The sequence below is a fragment of the Actinomadura meyerae genome (assembly GCF_900188445.1).
GTDB classification, from domain to species: Bacteria; Actinomycetota; Actinomycetes; order Streptosporangiales; family Streptosporangiaceae; genus Spirillospora; species Spirillospora meyerae.
Map to the genome: position 1 here is coordinate 81,665 of NZ_FZOR01000017.1, position 15,239 is coordinate 96,903.

General features: G+C 74.1%; 13 protein-coding genes. 7 read left to right on the forward strand and 6 right to left on the reverse strand.

Translation table 11 applies throughout. The features are described from left to right. Window positions 1-131 precede the first annotated feature (131 nt). A complete protein-coding gene (locus CHF16_RS18935) occupies window positions 132-689 on the reverse strand; it encodes a CGNR zinc finger domain-containing protein (RefSeq protein ID WP_089327398.1) in 558 nt (185 codons plus the stop codon). Window positions 690-911: 222 nt separating this feature from the next. On the opposite strand from CHF16_RS18935, the gene CHF16_RS18940 reads away from it, so the two are divergent. After that, a complete protein-coding gene (locus CHF16_RS18940; protein WP_179271591.1) occupies window positions 912-2,504 on the forward strand; it encodes a Na+/H+ antiporter in 1,593 nt (530 codons plus the stop codon). Between the two features lie 70 nt (window positions 2,505-2,574). On the opposite strand, the gene CHF16_RS18945 is transcribed toward CHF16_RS18940, so the two are convergent. Together CHF16_RS18945 and CHF16_RS18950 are read right to left on the reverse strand one after the other, a co-directional pair. Next, window positions 2,575-3,147 (reverse strand): hypothetical protein, encoded by a 573-nt coding sequence (locus CHF16_RS18945; protein ID WP_089327400.1) that lies wholly within the window; start codon window positions 3,145-3,147, stop codon window positions 2,575-2,577. 335 nt (window positions 3,148-3,482) lie between these two features. Continuing rightward, window positions 3,483-4,820 carry a pyridoxal phosphate-dependent aminotransferase gene (locus CHF16_RS18950; RefSeq protein ID WP_089327401.1) on the reverse strand — a complete coding sequence of 446 codons (1,338 nt, stop codon included), beginning with the start codon at window positions 4,818-4,820 and terminating at the stop codon, window positions 3,483-3,485. Window positions 4,821-4,964: 144 nt separating this feature from the next. Between CHF16_RS18950 and CHF16_RS18955 the strand changes: the two genes are divergently transcribed. From CHF16_RS18955 to CHF16_RS18980, 6 genes are all read left to right on the forward strand, one after another. Beyond that, window positions 4,965-5,888, forward strand: coding sequence for a LysR family transcriptional regulator (locus CHF16_RS18955; protein WP_089327402.1), 924 nt, complete (start codon window positions 4,965-4,967; stop codon window positions 5,886-5,888). 183 nt (window positions 5,889-6,071) lie between these two features. Further along, window positions 6,072-6,797 carry a VC0807 family protein gene (locus CHF16_RS18960; protein ID WP_245868792.1) on the forward strand — a complete coding sequence of 242 codons (726 nt, stop codon included), beginning with the start codon at window positions 6,072-6,074 and terminating at the stop codon, window positions 6,795-6,797. Window positions 6,798-6,924: 127 nt separating this feature from the next. Then, window positions 6,925-8,094, forward strand: a complete 1,170-nt coding sequence (locus CHF16_RS18965) for a L,D-transpeptidase (protein WP_089327403.1) — start codon at window positions 6,925-6,927, stop codon at window positions 8,092-8,094. 261 nt (window positions 8,095-8,355) lie between these two features. Further along, a complete protein-coding gene (locus CHF16_RS18970; RefSeq protein WP_245868794.1) occupies window positions 8,356-9,489 on the forward strand; it encodes a L,D-transpeptidase in 1,134 nt (377 codons plus the stop codon). A gap of 102 nt (window positions 9,490-9,591) precedes the next feature. Continuing rightward, complete coding sequence (locus CHF16_RS18975) at window positions 9,592-10,875, forward strand: glycosyltransferase family 4 protein (RefSeq protein ID WP_089327404.1); 1,284 nt, start codon at window positions 9,592-9,594, stop codon at window positions 10,873-10,875. A gap of 48 nt (window positions 10,876-10,923) precedes the next feature. Then, window positions 10,924-12,645 carry a sensor histidine kinase gene (locus CHF16_RS18980; RefSeq protein ID WP_089327405.1) on the forward strand — a complete coding sequence of 574 codons (1,722 nt, stop codon included), beginning with the start codon at window positions 10,924-10,926 and terminating at the stop codon, window positions 12,643-12,645. A 42-nt stretch (window positions 12,646-12,687) separates the two neighbouring features. On the opposite strand, the gene CHF16_RS18985 is transcribed toward CHF16_RS18980, so the two are convergent. The 3 genes from CHF16_RS18985 to CHF16_RS18995 are packed head-to-tail and all read right to left on the reverse strand — an operon-like array spanning window position 12,688 to window position 15,147. After that, window positions 12,688-13,197, reverse strand: a complete 510-nt coding sequence (locus tag CHF16_RS18985; RefSeq protein ID WP_089327406.1) for a mycothiol transferase — start codon at window positions 13,195-13,197, stop codon at window positions 12,688-12,690. A gap of 10 nt (window positions 13,198-13,207) precedes the next feature. Then, complete coding sequence (locus CHF16_RS18990) at window positions 13,208-14,494, reverse strand: sensor histidine kinase (RefSeq protein ID WP_089327407.1); 1,287 nt, start codon at window positions 14,492-14,494, stop codon at window positions 13,208-13,210. Further along, the gene (locus CHF16_RS18995) at window positions 14,491-15,147 is read right to left on the reverse strand and encodes a response regulator transcription factor (RefSeq protein WP_179271592.1); all 657 of its coding nucleotides are present in this window, start codon (window positions 15,145-15,147) and stop codon (window positions 14,491-14,493) included. The genes CHF16_RS18990 and CHF16_RS18995 overlap by 4 nt, the downstream gene beginning before the upstream one ends. Between the last annotated feature and the right edge of the window lie 92 nt (window positions 15,148-15,239).

Below are 15,239 nucleotides of genomic sequence, written 5' to 3' on the forward strand. Positions count from 1 at the left end.
GCTCCGGGCGCCGCTCAGTGCGCCGCTGTGTTTCCCCGTGGGGGGACGACCCCCCACACCCCCCGGAGCGCACCGATCAGCGCCCTCCGCTGCACTCCGGGAGCCGCTCAGTGCGCCGCTCCGGGCGCCGCTCAGTGCGCCGCTTCGCGCTGGCGGGCCCGGTAGGCCGCCACGTGCATGCGGTTGCCGCACGTGCGGCTGTCGCAGTAGCGGCGGCAGCGGTTGCGGGACAGGTCGACCAGCACGCGCGAGCAGTCCGGCGCCTCGCAGGTGCGCAGCCGGTCCAGCTCGCCCGCCGCCACGACGTACGCCAGCGCCATGCCGCAGTCGGCGGCCAGGTGCTCGCCGAGCGGCGCGCCGGGGGCGAAGAAGTGCACGTGCCAGTCGTAGCCGTCGTGATCGGTCAGGTGCGGGGTGGTGCGGACCTCGCCGACGATCTCGTTGATCAGCCGGACCGCCGCCGGGACGCCGTCGGCGCGGAACACCTCGTGGAACCGCGCGCGCAGGTCCAGGACGCGGACCAGGTCGGCCTCGGTCAGCTCGTCGACGTCGCTGAAGGAGTTGCGGTCGACGAACGCGCGCAGGCCGGCCAGCCCGCCGAGCTCCTCGGCGCCGGACGTGGCCGCACCGGTGTTGATCAGGTCGACGACGACGGCGAGTGCGTGCTCGGTGTCATGAGTGAAGATCACGATGACTCCAGTCTCGGGGGACCGGGGCGGTCGTGCTCCCGGCGCCCTCGCCGGGGCCGGAACGCGGCCCGTGGCCCCCACCTTATGACGACGAAGGCGGCCGCAGGGGGCCGCCCCGGCCCACCGGGCGGGCGCGCCCGGTGGCCCGATCCGGCCGGAACGTTCCACCCGGCGGCGCCGCCGCAGGCGTAGCCGGCCGCGATCCGGTGAAAGATCAGGACCGTGGCTGAGGACCGGCTCTTCATCGTCTTCCTGGCCGTCGCGGTCGTGGTGCTCCTCGCCCGCGCGCTGTCGGAGCGCCTGCGGCTGCCCGACGCGATCCTGCTGGTGCTGCTCGGCCTGGCCGCCGGGTTCGTGCCCGCGCTGCCCGGCGTGGTCGTCCCGCCCGAACTCGTCCTGCTCGGGTTCCTGCCGCCGCTGCTGTACCACACGGCCTTCTTCACCGCGCCGCGCGAGGCCCGCGCCGACGCCGTGCCGATCTTCACGCTGGCGTTCGGGCTCACCACCGTCACGACGGTCGCGGTGGCCGCGACCGTCCAGGCGCTCGTGCCGGGCGCCGGCTGGGCCGTCGCGCTGGCGTTCGGCGCGGCCGTCTCGCCGACCGACCCGGTGGCCGCGACCGCGGTGCTGCAGCGGCTCGGCGCCCCGCCCCGGATGGTCACGATCCTGGAGGGCGAGAGCCTGATCAACGACGGCGCCGCGCTCACGATCTTCATGCTCGCGGTGGAGGCCCTGGACGGCGGCTTCACCGCCGGGCACGGCCTGGCGCGGGTGATCCAGATCGTCCTCGGCGGCGTGGCCTACGGGTTCGGCGTGGGCTTCGCCGTCCGCTGGGTGCGCCGCTGGATCAGCGACCCGGTCAGCCAGATCATCGTGTCGCTCGTCACCCCCTACATCGCGTTCATCCCCGCCGACCACGCCGGCGTCTCCGGGGTGCTCGCCACCGTCACCGCGGGGTTCTACATCGGCACCCGCGGGGACGGCGTCCTGCAGCCGGGGTCGCGGATGGTCGGCACGACGTTCTGGCGCATCCTGACGTTCCTGCTGGAGTCGGCGCTGTTCGTGCTGCTCGGCCTGGAGATCCGCGAGATCGTCCGCGGGCCCGGCGGCTGGACCTGGGGCATGGTGGCGGCGGCGACGCTCGCCGTCTCCGCCGTCGTCATCGGGGTGCGGGTGCTGTGGCAGCTCGGCAACGGCCCGCTCGCCCGGCTGCTGCCCGGCGGGCCGCGCAGCCAGGCGGGCCTCGGCGTGCGCGAGCGGCTCGTCATCGGCCTCGCCGGCATGCGCGGCGCCATCTCGCTGGCGATCGCGCTGTCGCTGCCCGCCGCGATGGGGGACGAGCGCGGGCCGCTGGTGCTCGTCGCCGCCCTGGTGGTCCTCGTCACGCTGGTCGGGCAGGCGCCGCTGCTGCCGGTCCTGCTGCGCCGCCTCGGCCTGGTGCAGCCGGACCGCCGGCGGGAAGAGGCGATGCTCGCCCGCAAGGCCGGGCTGGAGGCGGCGCTGGCCCGGCTCGCGGAGCTGGCCGAGGACGACGCGGTGGACGAGCAGACCGCGGAGGCGTTCCGGCAGATGCTCGAACTGCGGCTGGAGCGCGTCCACTACCTCCTGGACCGCCGGGACGGGGAGGCGGGCGCCGGGGGAGGGGAGGGAGGCGAGGGCCCGCCCGCCGGGCGGCGGGTGCGCGGCGAGCTGGTCCGGGCGCAGCGCCGCAAGCTGCGCGCCCTGTACCGCGACGGCCGGATCGGCGCGGGGACGCTCCGCGAGATCGGCCGGGAGCTCGACTTCGAGGACCCGACGTCCCGGCCGCGCCCCTGACCGCCCACCCTCGACCGGCTATCCGTGATCGGCCGCCCGTGCCCCCCGCACCGCCGGCGGGGGCCGGAGGTCAGCGCTCGTAGTGCGGGTCGGCGACGACCGGGTAGTAGGCGTCGGTGTGCTGGACGCGCATCGTCACGGCCGTGCCCTCGAGCGTGTAGTCGGCCTTGACCTGGCGGAACATCGAGTCGCTGGCCCAGGGGTTGTAGAGGCGGCCCACGGTGGCGCCGTAGCGCAGGTGGACGACGTCGTAGCCGCCGGACGGCATCGACTCCAGGGCCAGCCCGTCGGCCAGGGAGACGGTGAACCGGAACTCCGAGGGCGCGTCGGGGCCGTGGATCACGGTGAGCAGCCGCACACCGCCGGCGGTGGTCTGCGCGACGATGTCGGTGTCGACGTCCACGCCGATGAACACCCGCAGGCTGGGCCGCAGCACCTGCGCGACCGTGTCGGCGGCCGTCGCGTCGATGCCGAGGTGGATGCGCTGGCCGTCCCTGGTCGGCACCCAGACCCCGTCACGGGCCCGCTGGCCCCACGCGACGTCGGGGTTCTCCATCTCCTGCGGCTCGTTCTTGCCCCGCGCGACCAGAATCCTGGAGGCGGCGCTCATCGCCGCGGCAGCCCCGTCCCGTGCATGCCTCATGACGGGCCCCCTCGCCTTCTTTCATCACGTACGTGACTTCGCGCTCGTCCTGGGTTTACCACGGGCGAGGCCGGCCGGGCGTCTGATCGCCCCGCCGCTGGTCGATTAGTGACGTTCGCCCCGTGCGTCGTTGGACCTTACACCACCCTTATCCGTGCCGGTCGGGCCGGGCGGGGAAGCTTTGCGCGGCCGTTCCCGGACGCGCATATCGCGCGGTGACGGTCCGTTTCCGGCCCCTCACGCGGCGGACCGCGGACCGCCCTTGAGGCGGCCCGCGGTCCCCTTCCCCGCAGTGTCGGTCGAGCTGTGTCAGGCGGGCTGTGTCATGAGCCGTGTCAGGTCAGAGCGGGCTCCCCGGCGGTGACGCTCACGGCCAGATCCGCGAGCACCTCGCCGAGCCGGTCCAGGGCGCTCGCGATCCACGGCAGGGACGCGGGCGCCGGGGAGGCCAGCGCGGCGCGGCGCCGCTCGTCGTCGTCCCCGTAGAGCAGGCTCGGCGCCACCCGCGTGCGCAGCGCCGCGGGCGCGTCGCCGAACGAGCTGCCGGGCAGCACGCCGACCCCGTAGCGGTCCAGCAGCAGGTGCGTGAGGTCGGCGGCCGTGCGGATGCCGTGGTTCTCCCGCAGGACGTCCCGGAGCGGCCCGAAGTCGGGGTAGACGTAGAAGGCGGCCTCCGGGCGCCGCACGAGCGCCCCCGCGGCGGTGAACCGGTCGGCGACCGCGCCCGCGACCGCGGCGTGCAGCCGCCGGCTGCGGTCGACGTGCTCCACCAGCTCGGGCGGCTCGGCGAAGGCGTAGGCGGCGGCGTGCTGCATGGGGGCGGGGGCGCTCGACCAGAGCTCGCTCGCGACGCCCAGCAGGCTGTCGCGCAGCGCGTGGCCGAACGGCCCGTCCGGCAGCCGCGCGACGCCGAGGCGCCAGCCGCCCGCCGCGAGGCTCTTGCTGAGCGCGGTCGTCACCACGGTCCGCTCGGGCGCGTACAGCGCGGGGCTCGGCACCGTCCGCGCGGGGTCGTGCACCAGGTCGCGGTAGATCTCGTCGGAGACGATCACCAGGTCGTGCTCGCGCGCCACCGCGCACAGCCGCCGGACCGTCTCCTCCGACGCCAGCGTCCCGGTCGGGTTGTCGGGCAGCGTCACCACGACGGCGCGGACGGCGCGGCCCCGCGCGCGGGCCCGCACCACGGCGTCGGCCAGCAGCGCCGGGCTCGGCACGCCGCCCTCGCCGGGCGGGGTCGCCACGCGGATCGGCTCGGCGCCGGCCAGCGACGCCTGCGCGGCGTAGCTCACCCAGCTCGGCGCGGCCACCACGACGTCGCCGCCCAGCGAGGTCAGCAGGGCGAACAGCAGCGGCTTGCTGCCGGGCCCGGCGACGACCGCGGACGGGTCGGTGGGCAGCCCCCGCCGGGCCCAGTAGCCGGCCGCGGCGGCGCGCAGCGCCGCCGACCCGGCGACCGGGCCGTAGGCGCCCCGGTCCGCGGCGGACTCCAGCTCGCGGACCAGGGCGGGATGTATCGGTATCCCGGCCTCCCCGAAGCCGAGGGGGAGCACCGGCTCGCCCTTCCTGCGCTTGCGGGCGATCGCCTCGTTCACCGCGAGCGTCGCCGAGAGCGGGACCGGGCGGGGTGCGAACGACAGCGGCCGGACGGGTGCGGACTGGTTCTGGGCAGGCATCAAGCGCTCCAAAGGGCATGCGTGAATGACGGTGGGCAACCGTTGGATCCCCGTGTGTACGGCCCGGCCGGGCTCGACTCACTCTTGCCCGCCGCAAGCATCATTACAAGCGAGTCTCGCCGATGGTTACCGTAAGCTGAGCTGATGCTCGAACTGCGCCGCCTGCGGCTGCTCGCCGAGTTCGCCCGCCGCGGCAGCATCGCCGCGACCGCGGCGGCCCTCGGCTACACCCCGTCCGCGGTCTCCCAGCAGCTGGCCGCGCTGGAGCGGGAGGCCCGCGTCCCGCTGCTGGACCGGACGGCCCGCAGCGCCGAGCTGACCGACGCCGGGCGCCGGCTGGCCGAGCGCGCCGAGGAGATCCTCGGCATGGTCGAGGCGGCCGAGGCGGAGCTGTCGGCGCAGGCCGACGCCCCCTCCGGGCGGATCGTGGTCACCGCGTTCCCGACCGCCGCCGTCGCCTTCGCGCCCGCGCTGGCGCGCAGCCTCGGCGAGCACCCCGGGCTCACGTTCGTGCTGCGGCAGACCGTGCCCGGCGCGGGCATCCGCCAGGTGCAGAGCGGCGAGGTCGACATCGCCCTCATCGACGACTGGACGGGCAAGGTCCCCGACCAGGCGCCCGCCGCGCTGGAGTTCTTCCATCTGCGGCGGGACCCGCTCGTCCTGGTCGTGCCGGAGGCGCACCCGATGTCGGATCCGGAGCGCCCGGTCGACCTGGAGCGGCTCCGCGAGGAGCCCTGGATGGCCGCGCCGCCGGGCGAGCCGTCCCGGCAGGCCGTCGAGCGGCTGCTGGACACCGTCGGCGGCGCCCGCCCGGTGCCGTGGGAGTTCGAGGGCCTGCACACGATCCTCAGCCTGGTGGCGCGGGGCATCGGCATCACGGCGGTGCCCGCGCTGGCGCTCGCCGCCGGGGACCAGGGCGTGGCGGTCCGGCGGATCCCCGAGTGCACGCTCGCCCGCGAGGTCTACGCCGTCACCCGGACGGCGAGTGTGCGCCGGCCCTCGGTCGCGGTGACCCTGCGGGCGATTTACGCCGCCGCCAGGGACGTCCAGCCCACTCCGCCCGAGTAGCGAGGTGAGGGACGCCGAAACCCGGAAACAAGACGGGGGCGGCGGTTCGACCCTGACCGCATCCGGCCGCGGCCCGCACCTCGGGGCCACGGCAGCCGAACTAAGGAGGGAACCAGCCGCGCGGACCGGATCGTTCGAAAACGGACAGGGACGTGCGGATCATCACGTACGGTAGGGCGAATCGTGAGCACATCCGAGTCCATGCACGCCGACCGGGGAGCACAGTACTCGATGAAACGAACGGCGATCGCGCCGGGCGAGCCCGGCCACCACGTGTTCGAGCTGCCGCGGGTGACCGCGCTGCTCATGCACGCGCTTCCGCGCTTCGTTGAGGGCGTCATCGCGCCGGTGGCGGTGTTCTACGCCGCGCTCATGCTGCTCGGCCTGAACGGCGCCCTGGTCGCCGCCGTGGCCTGGGTCTACGGCGGGATCATCTACCGCTACGTGCGGGGCCACCCGGTGTCGGGGATGCTGCTGCTGGCCGCGGTCGGCGTGACCGTCCGCGCGGGCCTGGCCGCCGCGACCCACAGCGCGGTGATCTACTTCTTGCAGCCGACCCTCGGGACGCTGTGCGTGAGCATGGCGTTCCTGGCCTCGGTGCCCCTCGGCAAGCCGCTCGCGATGAAGCTCGCCAAGGACATGGCGCCGATCCCCGACGCCTTCTACAAGCACGACAGGGTGCACCGGTTCTTCCTGCGGATCTCGCTGCTGTGGTCGGCGGTCCTGCTGGCGAACGTCGGCGTCAGCCTGTGGATGCTCTTCAACCAGTCGATCAGCATGTACCTGTGGATCCGCACCGGCATCGTCGCCGGGCTGGGCGCCATCGGCATCGCCGTCTCGGTGTGGGGCTTCCGGCGCCTCGTGCGGCGCATCAACCGCGAGCCCGCCCCGTCCGGAACGGCCGCCTGAACGGCGGAACCCCCGCCGCGCGCGCCGAACCCCGCCGCACGCCCCGAACCTTCGCAAGGTTCGGGGCGTCTCCTTATGCAGGTGGATTCACCGCGCACGTGGTGAATAGAGAGCATTTGGGGGATCTGTGGCGATCAAGGGTCGGGCGCGCCTGGGGCTGGCCGGGGGCGCGGGCGCGGTGGCGGTGCTCGTGAGCGGCTGCGCGATCGGCGGCGAGGGGGCGCTCGCCTCGGGCGGGTCCGACGCGGCCGTGACCATCACCCCCGCCAACGGCACCGCCCAGGTCAAGCCGGACGGCACCATCGAGGTGAAGGCCGACGGCACCCGGCTGAGCGACGTCACCGTCCAGGGCGAGGGCGCCGCGATCACCGGGGCGTTCGGCAAGGGCCGCAAGACCTGGCACTCCACCCGCACCCTGACGCCCGGCACGTCCTACACCGTGACCGCGAAGGCCGGCGAGGGCGGCAAGGCCCGCACGGTGACCAGTTCGTTCACCACGCTGAAGCCGGCGAAGACGCTGTCCATCGCGGACGTCACGCCGAACCTCAAGGGGGAGAAGGTCGGCGTCGGCATGCCGATCATCGTCCGGTTCGACCGCGCGGTCACCGACAAGGCCGCCGTCGAGCGGACGCTGCGGGTGACCCCCGAGAAGCCCGTCGAGGGCGCGTGGCGGTGGCTGGCGCCCGACCAGGCCGTCTACCGGACGAAGACCTACTGGCAGCCGCACCAGACCGTCCGCTTCCACGCCGCGCTGGCCGGGGTGAACGCGGGAGGCGGCGTGTACGGCGCCGAGGACTCCCAGGCCACCATCACCATCGGGCCCAAGCAGGTCACCACCGGCGATATCGGCGAGCACCGCATGACCGTGACGCGGGACGGCGAGAAGCTGCGCACGATCCCGTTCAGCGCCGGCAACGGGCAGACCCGGGAGTTCACCACCACCAGCGGCGTCCACCTGCTGATGGAGAAGGGCAACCCCGTCACCATGATCTCGCCCGGCCGCAAGGAGGGCGACCCCGGCTACTACAAGACGGTCGTCAACTACGCGGTCCGCTTCTCCAACAGCGGCGAGTACGTCCACTCCGCGCCCTGGTCGGTCGGGTCGCAGGGGTCGGCGAACGTCAGCCACGGCTGCCTGAACGTCAGCCCCGCCAACGCCAAGTGGTTCTACGACATCATGCAGCGCGGCGACGTCATCAAGCTGACCGGCAGCGACCGCCCGGTCGAGTACGACAACGGCTGGAGCTTCTGGCAGATGTCCTTCGACGAGTGGCGCGAGGGCAGCGCCCTCGGCTGAGGGCCGGCTGGACGCCACCTGCACGCCGCCCGGCGCCGGAGGCCCCCGCGTGCAACGCTTTGATCTCGGACACCCGCCAAAACCCCAAGTCGTGGCATGATCCTCGTCTTTTGTCGCTAATGTCGCTGGTGGTAGACGGCGGGGCCACTGGAGGTCGCAGTGCAGCGGAGGATTTCCGCAGGTGTTCGGGCGGGCGCGGGAATCGCGGGGGTCGTGCTCGTGTTCACGACCGCGTGCAGCGGGGGTGAGAAGGACTCCGGCGTGACCGTCGGGGAGAAGGGGGACGCGAGCGTCCCCCAGGTGACGATCGATCCGGGCAACGGCAACACCAAGGCCAAGCCGGAGGCGGGCGTCCTCGTCACGGCGGTCGGCGGCACGCTGGAGCAGGTCACCGTCACCCTCAAGGGCAAGCCGGTGGCCGGCGAGATGGCCGCCGACAAGACCAAGTGGAAGTCGCGGACGCTGCGTCCCGGCGCCAAGTACCAGGTCACCGCGGTCGCCAAGAGCCCGGAGGGCAAGTCGGCCACGGTCAACGCCACGTTCGCCACGGTCAAGGCGGCGAACGAGCTGGAGATCGTCGACGTCACGCCGGGCAAGAACGAGAAGGTCGGGGTCGGCATGCCGATCCAGGTCGTCTTCAACCGGGCGGTCACCGACAAGAAGGCCGTGGAGAAGGCCCTGGAGGTCAAGTCCGCCAAGCCCGCCACCGGCGCGTGGTTCTGGGTGAACGACACCACGGTCATCTTCCGGACGAAGAACGGCACCTACTGGCAGCCCAACCAGAAGGTGGCCTTCAAGGCCCGGCTGGCCGGCGTGAAGTCCGGCAAGCGGACCTACGGCGTCTCCGACTTCACGCGCACCTTCCGCATCGGCGACTCGCACATCACGCACATCAGCACCAAGAAGAAGAAGGCCGTCGTCAAGAAGAACGGCAAGACGGTCCGGACCTGGCCCATCAGCGCCGGCCGCGGCGGCCGCGTGGTCAACGGCGTCGACACCTTCCTCACCACCAGCGGCGTCCATCTGACGATGGGCAAGGAGAATCCGGCGATCATGACGTCGGAGTGGATGGGCGTCGACCCGAAGGACAAGAAGAACGGCGGCTACAAGGAGGTCATCCCGTTCGCGGTGCGGATCTCCAACAGCGGCGAGTACGTCCACTCGATGGCCTCCACGGTGTGGGCGCAGGGCCGGCAGAACGTCAGCCACGGCTGCGTCAACTCCCCGCCCAAGGACGCCCGCTGGTTCTACAACTTCTCCTACCGCGGCGACCCGGTGATCATCACCGGCAGCAAGCGGAGCCTGGACTGGAACAACGGCTGGAGCTACTACGAGATGTCGTGGAACCGGTGGGTCAAGGGCAGCGCCCTCGACCGCACCGTCACCACCGGCTGACCTTCCCGGGCGAGCCCGGGAAGGGCGTTGACCGCCGGTTGGCGTTGATCCGTCCCCGAACGGGCAGAGGGCCGGAAACGGACCTCAGCGAACGGGGACGAGGTGAACGAGCCGGCGCGACCACTGCGACTCCGCCGCCGCGTCCGGCGCAGGGCGCACCGGGCCCTGCGCCGCGCGGCGCTCCTCACGCTGCGCCCGCTGCGGTGGCGGCGCCCGCCGCGGCGGGGTGACCGGCTCCGCGTCCGGGTCCTGCTGCAGAACGCGCACGGCACCGGCGGCACGATCCGCACGGTGCTCAACCTGTGCGGGCACCTGGCCCGCGACCACGATGTCGAGATCGTCAGCGCGCTGAAGGGCGGCGAGAAGGCGTTCTACCCGCTGCCCGACGGCGTGGCGGTCACCTACGCCGACGACCGGTTCGCGCCGAGGAGCCGGCCCGCGCGGCTCCTCGGCCGCCTGCCGAGCCTGCTCATCCCGGCCGACGAGGCGTCCTTCCGCCACATGACCCTGTGGACGGACGCGCGGCTCGTCCGCGCCCTGTACGGCACCCCGGCCGACGTCCTCATCGGGACCCGGCCCTCCCTCATCCTGCTGGCCGCCGAGCTGGCCCCGCGCGGCGTCGCCGTGATCGGCCAGGACCACATGAACCTCGGCTCCTACCAGCCCGCGCTCCGCCGCCAGGTCCTGCGCGGGTACCGGCGGCTGACCGTCCTCGCGACCCTCACCGAGGCCGCCCGCGCCGACTATGCGCGCGCGCTCGCCGGGTCCGGCGTCCGCATCGCGCGGATCCCGAACGCCGCGCCGCCGCTGCCGCACCCGCCGTCCCGGCGCGAGCACAAGGTCGTGCTCTCCGCCGGGCGGCTCGTCCGCACCAAGGGCTTCGACCTGCTGATGCGCGCCTTCGTGCCGCTCGCCGCCGAGCATCCCGACTGGACGCTGCGCATCTTCGGGTCCGGCGCCCGGCGCGACAAGCTGCACGCGCTGATCGGGGAACTCGGCCTCACCGGCCGGGTGGAGCTGCTCCCGCGCACCCCCGACCTGCCCGCCGAGATGCGGCGCGCGTCGGTGTACGCCCTGTCGTCGCGCCGCGAGGGCATGCCGATGGTCGTCATCGAGGCCATGGGGATGGGCCTGCCGGTCGTGGCGTTCGACTGCCCGCACGGGCCCGCCGAGCTGATCGCCGACGGCGCGGACGGGCTGCTCGTCGCCAACGGCGACGTCGACGCCCTCACCGCGGCGCTGCGCAAGCTGATCAGCGATCCGGCGCTGCGCGACCGCCTCGGCGAGCGGGCGCTGCGGTCGGTGCGCCGCCATGACCTGGAGCACATCGGCGCACGCTGGTCCCGCCTCATCGCCGAGGCCGCGGACGGGCGCCCCGGGCCGTAACCGCGGCCCTGGATCCGGCGTTCCGGACCCGGCGGGAATACTGGCGGTGTGAGTGAGGAGGAGGCCCGCTCCCGGGAGGAACGCGCACGGCTCGTCCTGCCGGAGCTGAAACTGGACGACCTGCTCGCCGAGCTGCAGGCCCGGCTGGAGGCCGCGCGGGCCACCCGCGACCGGGTGCACGCGCTGCTGGAGGCGGTCGTCTCGATCGGCAGCGAGCTCGACCTGCAGACCGTGCTGCACCGGATCACCGAGGCCGCCACCGCCCTGGTGGACGCGCGCTACGGCGCCCTCGGCGTCATCGGCGACGACGGCGAGCGGCTCGCCCGGTTCGTCACGACCGGGGTGACCGAGGCGGAGACCGAGGCGATCGGGCACTGGCCGCACGGCCGCGGCATCCTCGGGCTGCTCATCCGCGAACCGCACCCGATCCGACTGCCCGATCTGAGCGAGCATCCGGACTCCTACGGGTTCCCGCCGGGGCATCCGCCGATGAGGACGTTCCTGGGGGTGCCGATCCGCGTCCGGGACGAGGTGTTCGGCAACCTCTACCTCACCGAGAAGGCGGGCGGCGGCGAGTTCGACGCCGAGGACGAGGTCGTGGTGACCGCGCTGGCCACGGCGGCGGGCGTGGCGATCGAGAACGCCCGGCTGTACGAGGAGACGCGGCGCCGCGAGCGGTGGCTGGAGGCGTCGGCGGAGATCTCCACGGCGCTGCTGTCGGGCACCGGCACCGGCGAGGTCATCGACCTCGTCGCGCGGCGCGCCCGGGAGATCGCCGGGGCGCGGCTGAGCGGCGTGGCGCTGGTGGACGAGGCGCGCGGCGAGGCCGTGGTGGAGGCGGTCGACGGCGACGGCGCCCGCCACCTGCTGGGGACGCGGCTCCCGCTGGAGAGCTCGGTGTCGGGCAAGGTGTTCGCCGAGGGGGCGGCGCTGCGGCTGGCCGACGGCTCCGCGGCGGGCGGGGAGGCCGTCGCGGGGGAGGCGCCGGTCGGGCCGATGGTGGTGGTGCCGCTCGGCACCGGCGCCGCCGCGCGCGGGACGATCATGGTGATCGACCCGCCGGGCGGCGCGCCGTTCACCGACGCGACCCGGCGGCTGCTGGAGGCGTTCGCCGGGCAGGCCGCGGTGGCGCTGGAACTGGCCGACCGGCGCCGCGACACCGAGCGGCTGACCCTGCTGGAGGACCGCGACCGCATCGCCAAGGACCTGCACGACACCGTCATCCAGCGGCTGTTCGCGACCGCGATGACGCTGATGTCCGCCGTGAAGATCACCGAGCGGCCGGAGGTGGCGACGCGGGTGCGGCGGGCGGTGGACGACCTCGACGACACCATCCGGCAGATCCGCTCCACCATCTTCGCGCTGCAGGCGCCGCCCGACGAGGAGTCGCTGCGCAGCCGGATGCACACGGTGGTCGACGCCGCCGCCGAGCGGCTGGGGTTCGCGCCGTCGGTGCGGCTCGCCGGCCTGCTGGAGACCGCCGTCGGCGACGCGGTCGGCGAGGACCTCCTCGCGGTCGTCCGGGAGGCGCTGTCGAACGTGGCCCGGCACGCCCGCGCCACCGAGGCGGCCGTGGTCGTCGACGTGGGCGACGACCTCACCCTGCGGGTCGAGGACGACGGCGTCGGCATCCCGGAGGGCGGCCGCCGCAGCGGCCTGCGCAACATGCGCGAGCGCGCCGAGGGTCGCGGCGGGTCCTTCACCACCCGGGACCGGCCGGGCGGCGGCACCGTCCTCGTCTGGCGCGTCCCGCTCGGGGACGACCGGTAGCCGCCGCGTCCGGGCGGGCGCACCGCGTCCGGGCGGCTGCGGTCAGGCGCTTTCGAGCAGGCCGCGGACGTAGGCGGCCTGGCCGGCGTGCTGCAGGTCGTCGGAGATCACGCTGACGAGCCGCACGGCGAGGGTGACCGGCGGGTCCCAGGAGCGGTCCACGACCCGCTCCAGGTCGCCGTCGGTCAGCCCGGACACGTACTCGGCGGTCCGGTCGTGGACCGCGTCGTGGTAGTCGGTGAGCAGGTCCGCCGACCCGACCCGGACCGCGGCGACCTCCTCGGAGGTGTGCCCGTACCCGGTGTCGAGGACGTCGAACGGCAGCCCGAACCGCTCGGCCCAGCCGCCGCCGGTCCACACCTGGCCGGTGCCGGCGGCGCCGGCGACGTGGTCGTCCTGGATGCGGGTGAGGTGCCAGACGAGCCAGGCGATCGAGTTGGCCTCTTCGGCCGGCCGGTAGGCGAGCTGCGCGGGGGTGAGCCCGCCCGCCGCCCCGTGGACGACCTCCCTGATCCTGCCGAACGCGTCGGTGAGCAGTCGCACACTGGTCATTGGGCAGACGCTACCCGGATTGTGCCGGTTCGTGCGTCCCGTGCGCCGCGTCCCCGTGGGTGGGCACGTGGGTGGGCACGTGGGTGGGCACGTGGGAGGGCACGCGGGACGGCAGCCGGACGGTGACGGTGAGGCCGCCGCCGTGGCGCGGCTCGGCGGTGACGGTGCCGCCGTGGGCGGTGGCGGTCGCCCGGACGATCGACAGGCCGAGGCCGGAGCCGCGGTCGGAGCGCACCCGGTCGTTGCCGAGCCGCCGGAACGGCTCGAAGATCGTCTCGATCTCGTAGCCGGGCACCACGGGCCCGGTGTTGGTGACGGTCAGCTCCGCCCAGCCGTCCCGGCCGCGGGTGGCGACCGACAGCTCGCCGCCGTCGCGGTTGTGCCGGACCGCGTTCTCGACCAGGTTCTGCACCAGCCGCTCGACGAGCACGGGATCGCCGGACGTGGGCGCGGGGCCGAGCCTGCGGTCGGTGGTGAGGTCGCGCGCCCGCGCCTCCGGGGCCGCCTGTCGCAGCACGTGCCCGGCCACCTCGGCGAGGTCGAGCGGCGCGGCGTCGACCGCGATGTTCTCCGACCCGGCGAGCGTGAGGAGGCCGTCGATGAGGCGCTCGTGCCGGCCGTTCACCACCAGCAGGGACTCGCCGAGCCGCTTGACGTCGTCGGTGGCGTCGGGGCGGCGGACCGCCACGTCGATGAGGGTCCGGTTGATGGCGAGCGGCGTCCGCAGCTCGTGGGACGCGTTCGCGACGAAGCGCCGCTGCCCGTCGAACGCCCGCGCCAGCCGCCCGAGCATGGTGTCGAAGGTGTCGGCCAGCTCCTTGACGTCGTCGCGCGGCCCCTCGTAGGAGATGCGCTCGGTGAGGTCGTGGCTGCGCGCCACCCGGCGCGCCGTCTCGGTGATCGTGTGGACGGGGCGCAGCGCCCGGTCGGCGAGCAGCCAGCCGAACCCGAGCCCGGCCGCGGCGACCACCCCGAGCGCGACCCCGCCCTGGGTGAGCAGCGCGTTCAGCGTCTCGCGCCGGTAGTTCTCCCGCTCCTTGGTCAGCACCCCCTCCACCCGCCGGACGGTGACCTCCCCGGGCCGCTCGCCGGGCGGGGGAGTGAACGAGTGCTCTTCGGACCCGCCCGCGACGACCTGGTTGACGTCCAGCGGTTCGGCCTGCTGCGGCAGGCTGCTCTTCAGGAGCAGGTAGGTCAGCCCCAGCAGGACGATCCCGGCGCACAGGAACAGCCCGGTGTAGAGCAGGGTGAGCCGCATCCGGATCGTCGGCCGCAGCCGCTCGCCGACGCGGGTCATGGGATCCGGTACCCCGCTCCCGGGACGGTCTCGATGACCGGTGGATCGCCGAGCCTGCGGCGCAGCTTCATCAGCGTCACCCGGACGGTGTTGGTGAACGGGTCGGCGTGCTCGTCCCAGACCTTCTCCAGCAGCCGCTCGGCGGACACGACCGCGCCCTGCGCGCGCAGCAGCTCGGCGAGCACCCCGAACTCCTTGCGCGCCAGGTGGACGTAACGGCCGTCGCGGTACACCTCGCGGCGGGCCGGGTCGAGCCGGATCCCGGCGCGCTCCAGCGCGGGCGGCGCGGCCGGGCGGGCCCGCCGGCCGAGCGCCTGGATCCGCGCCACCAGCTCCTCGAACGCGAACGGCTTGGTCAGGTAGTCGTCCGCGCCGAGGCGCAGCCCGTCGACCCGCGCCGGGACGGCCACGGCCGCCGTCAGCATCAGCACCCGGACGAGCGCGCCCGACTCCACCACCGCGCGGCACACGTCGTCGCCGTGCACGACGGGCAGGTCCCGGTCCAGGACGAGCACGTCGTAGTCGTGCACGCCGAGGCGTTCGAGCGCGGCGTCCCCGTCGTAGACCACGTCCACGGCGAGCGCCTCCGCCCGCAGCCCCTCGGCGATCGAATCGGCGAGCATCCGCTCGTCCTCGGCGATCAGTACCCGCACGTCCGCCATCCCCTCGTCCGCCCCGGCCGCTCCTGCCCGACCAGCTTGGGGGAGCGGGCGTAACGCCGGCATAACGCGATCCGGTTACGCCG

Bases quoted from the DNA above. Each gene is read 5' to 3' on its own strand.
- CHF16_RS18950 (WP_089327401.1), bottom strand. From the start codon at position 4,820: ATGCCTGCCCAGAACCAGTCCGCACCCGTCCGGCCGCTGTCGTTCGCA.
- CHF16_RS18955 (WP_089327402.1), top strand. From the start codon at position 4,965: ATGCTCGAACTGCGCCGCCTGCGGCTGCTCGCCGAGTTCGCCCGCCGC.
- CHF16_RS18945 (WP_089327400.1), bottom strand. From the start codon at position 3,147: ATGAGGCATGCACGGGACGGGGCTGCCGCGGCGATGAGCGCCGCCTCC.
- CHF16_RS18985 (WP_089327406.1), bottom strand. From the start codon at position 13,197: ATGACCAGTGTGCGACTGCTCACCGACGCGTTCGGCAGGATCAGGGAG.
- CHF16_RS18990 (WP_089327407.1), bottom strand. From the start codon at position 14,494: ATGACCCGCGTCGGCGAGCGGCTGCGGCCGACGATCCGGATGCGGCTC.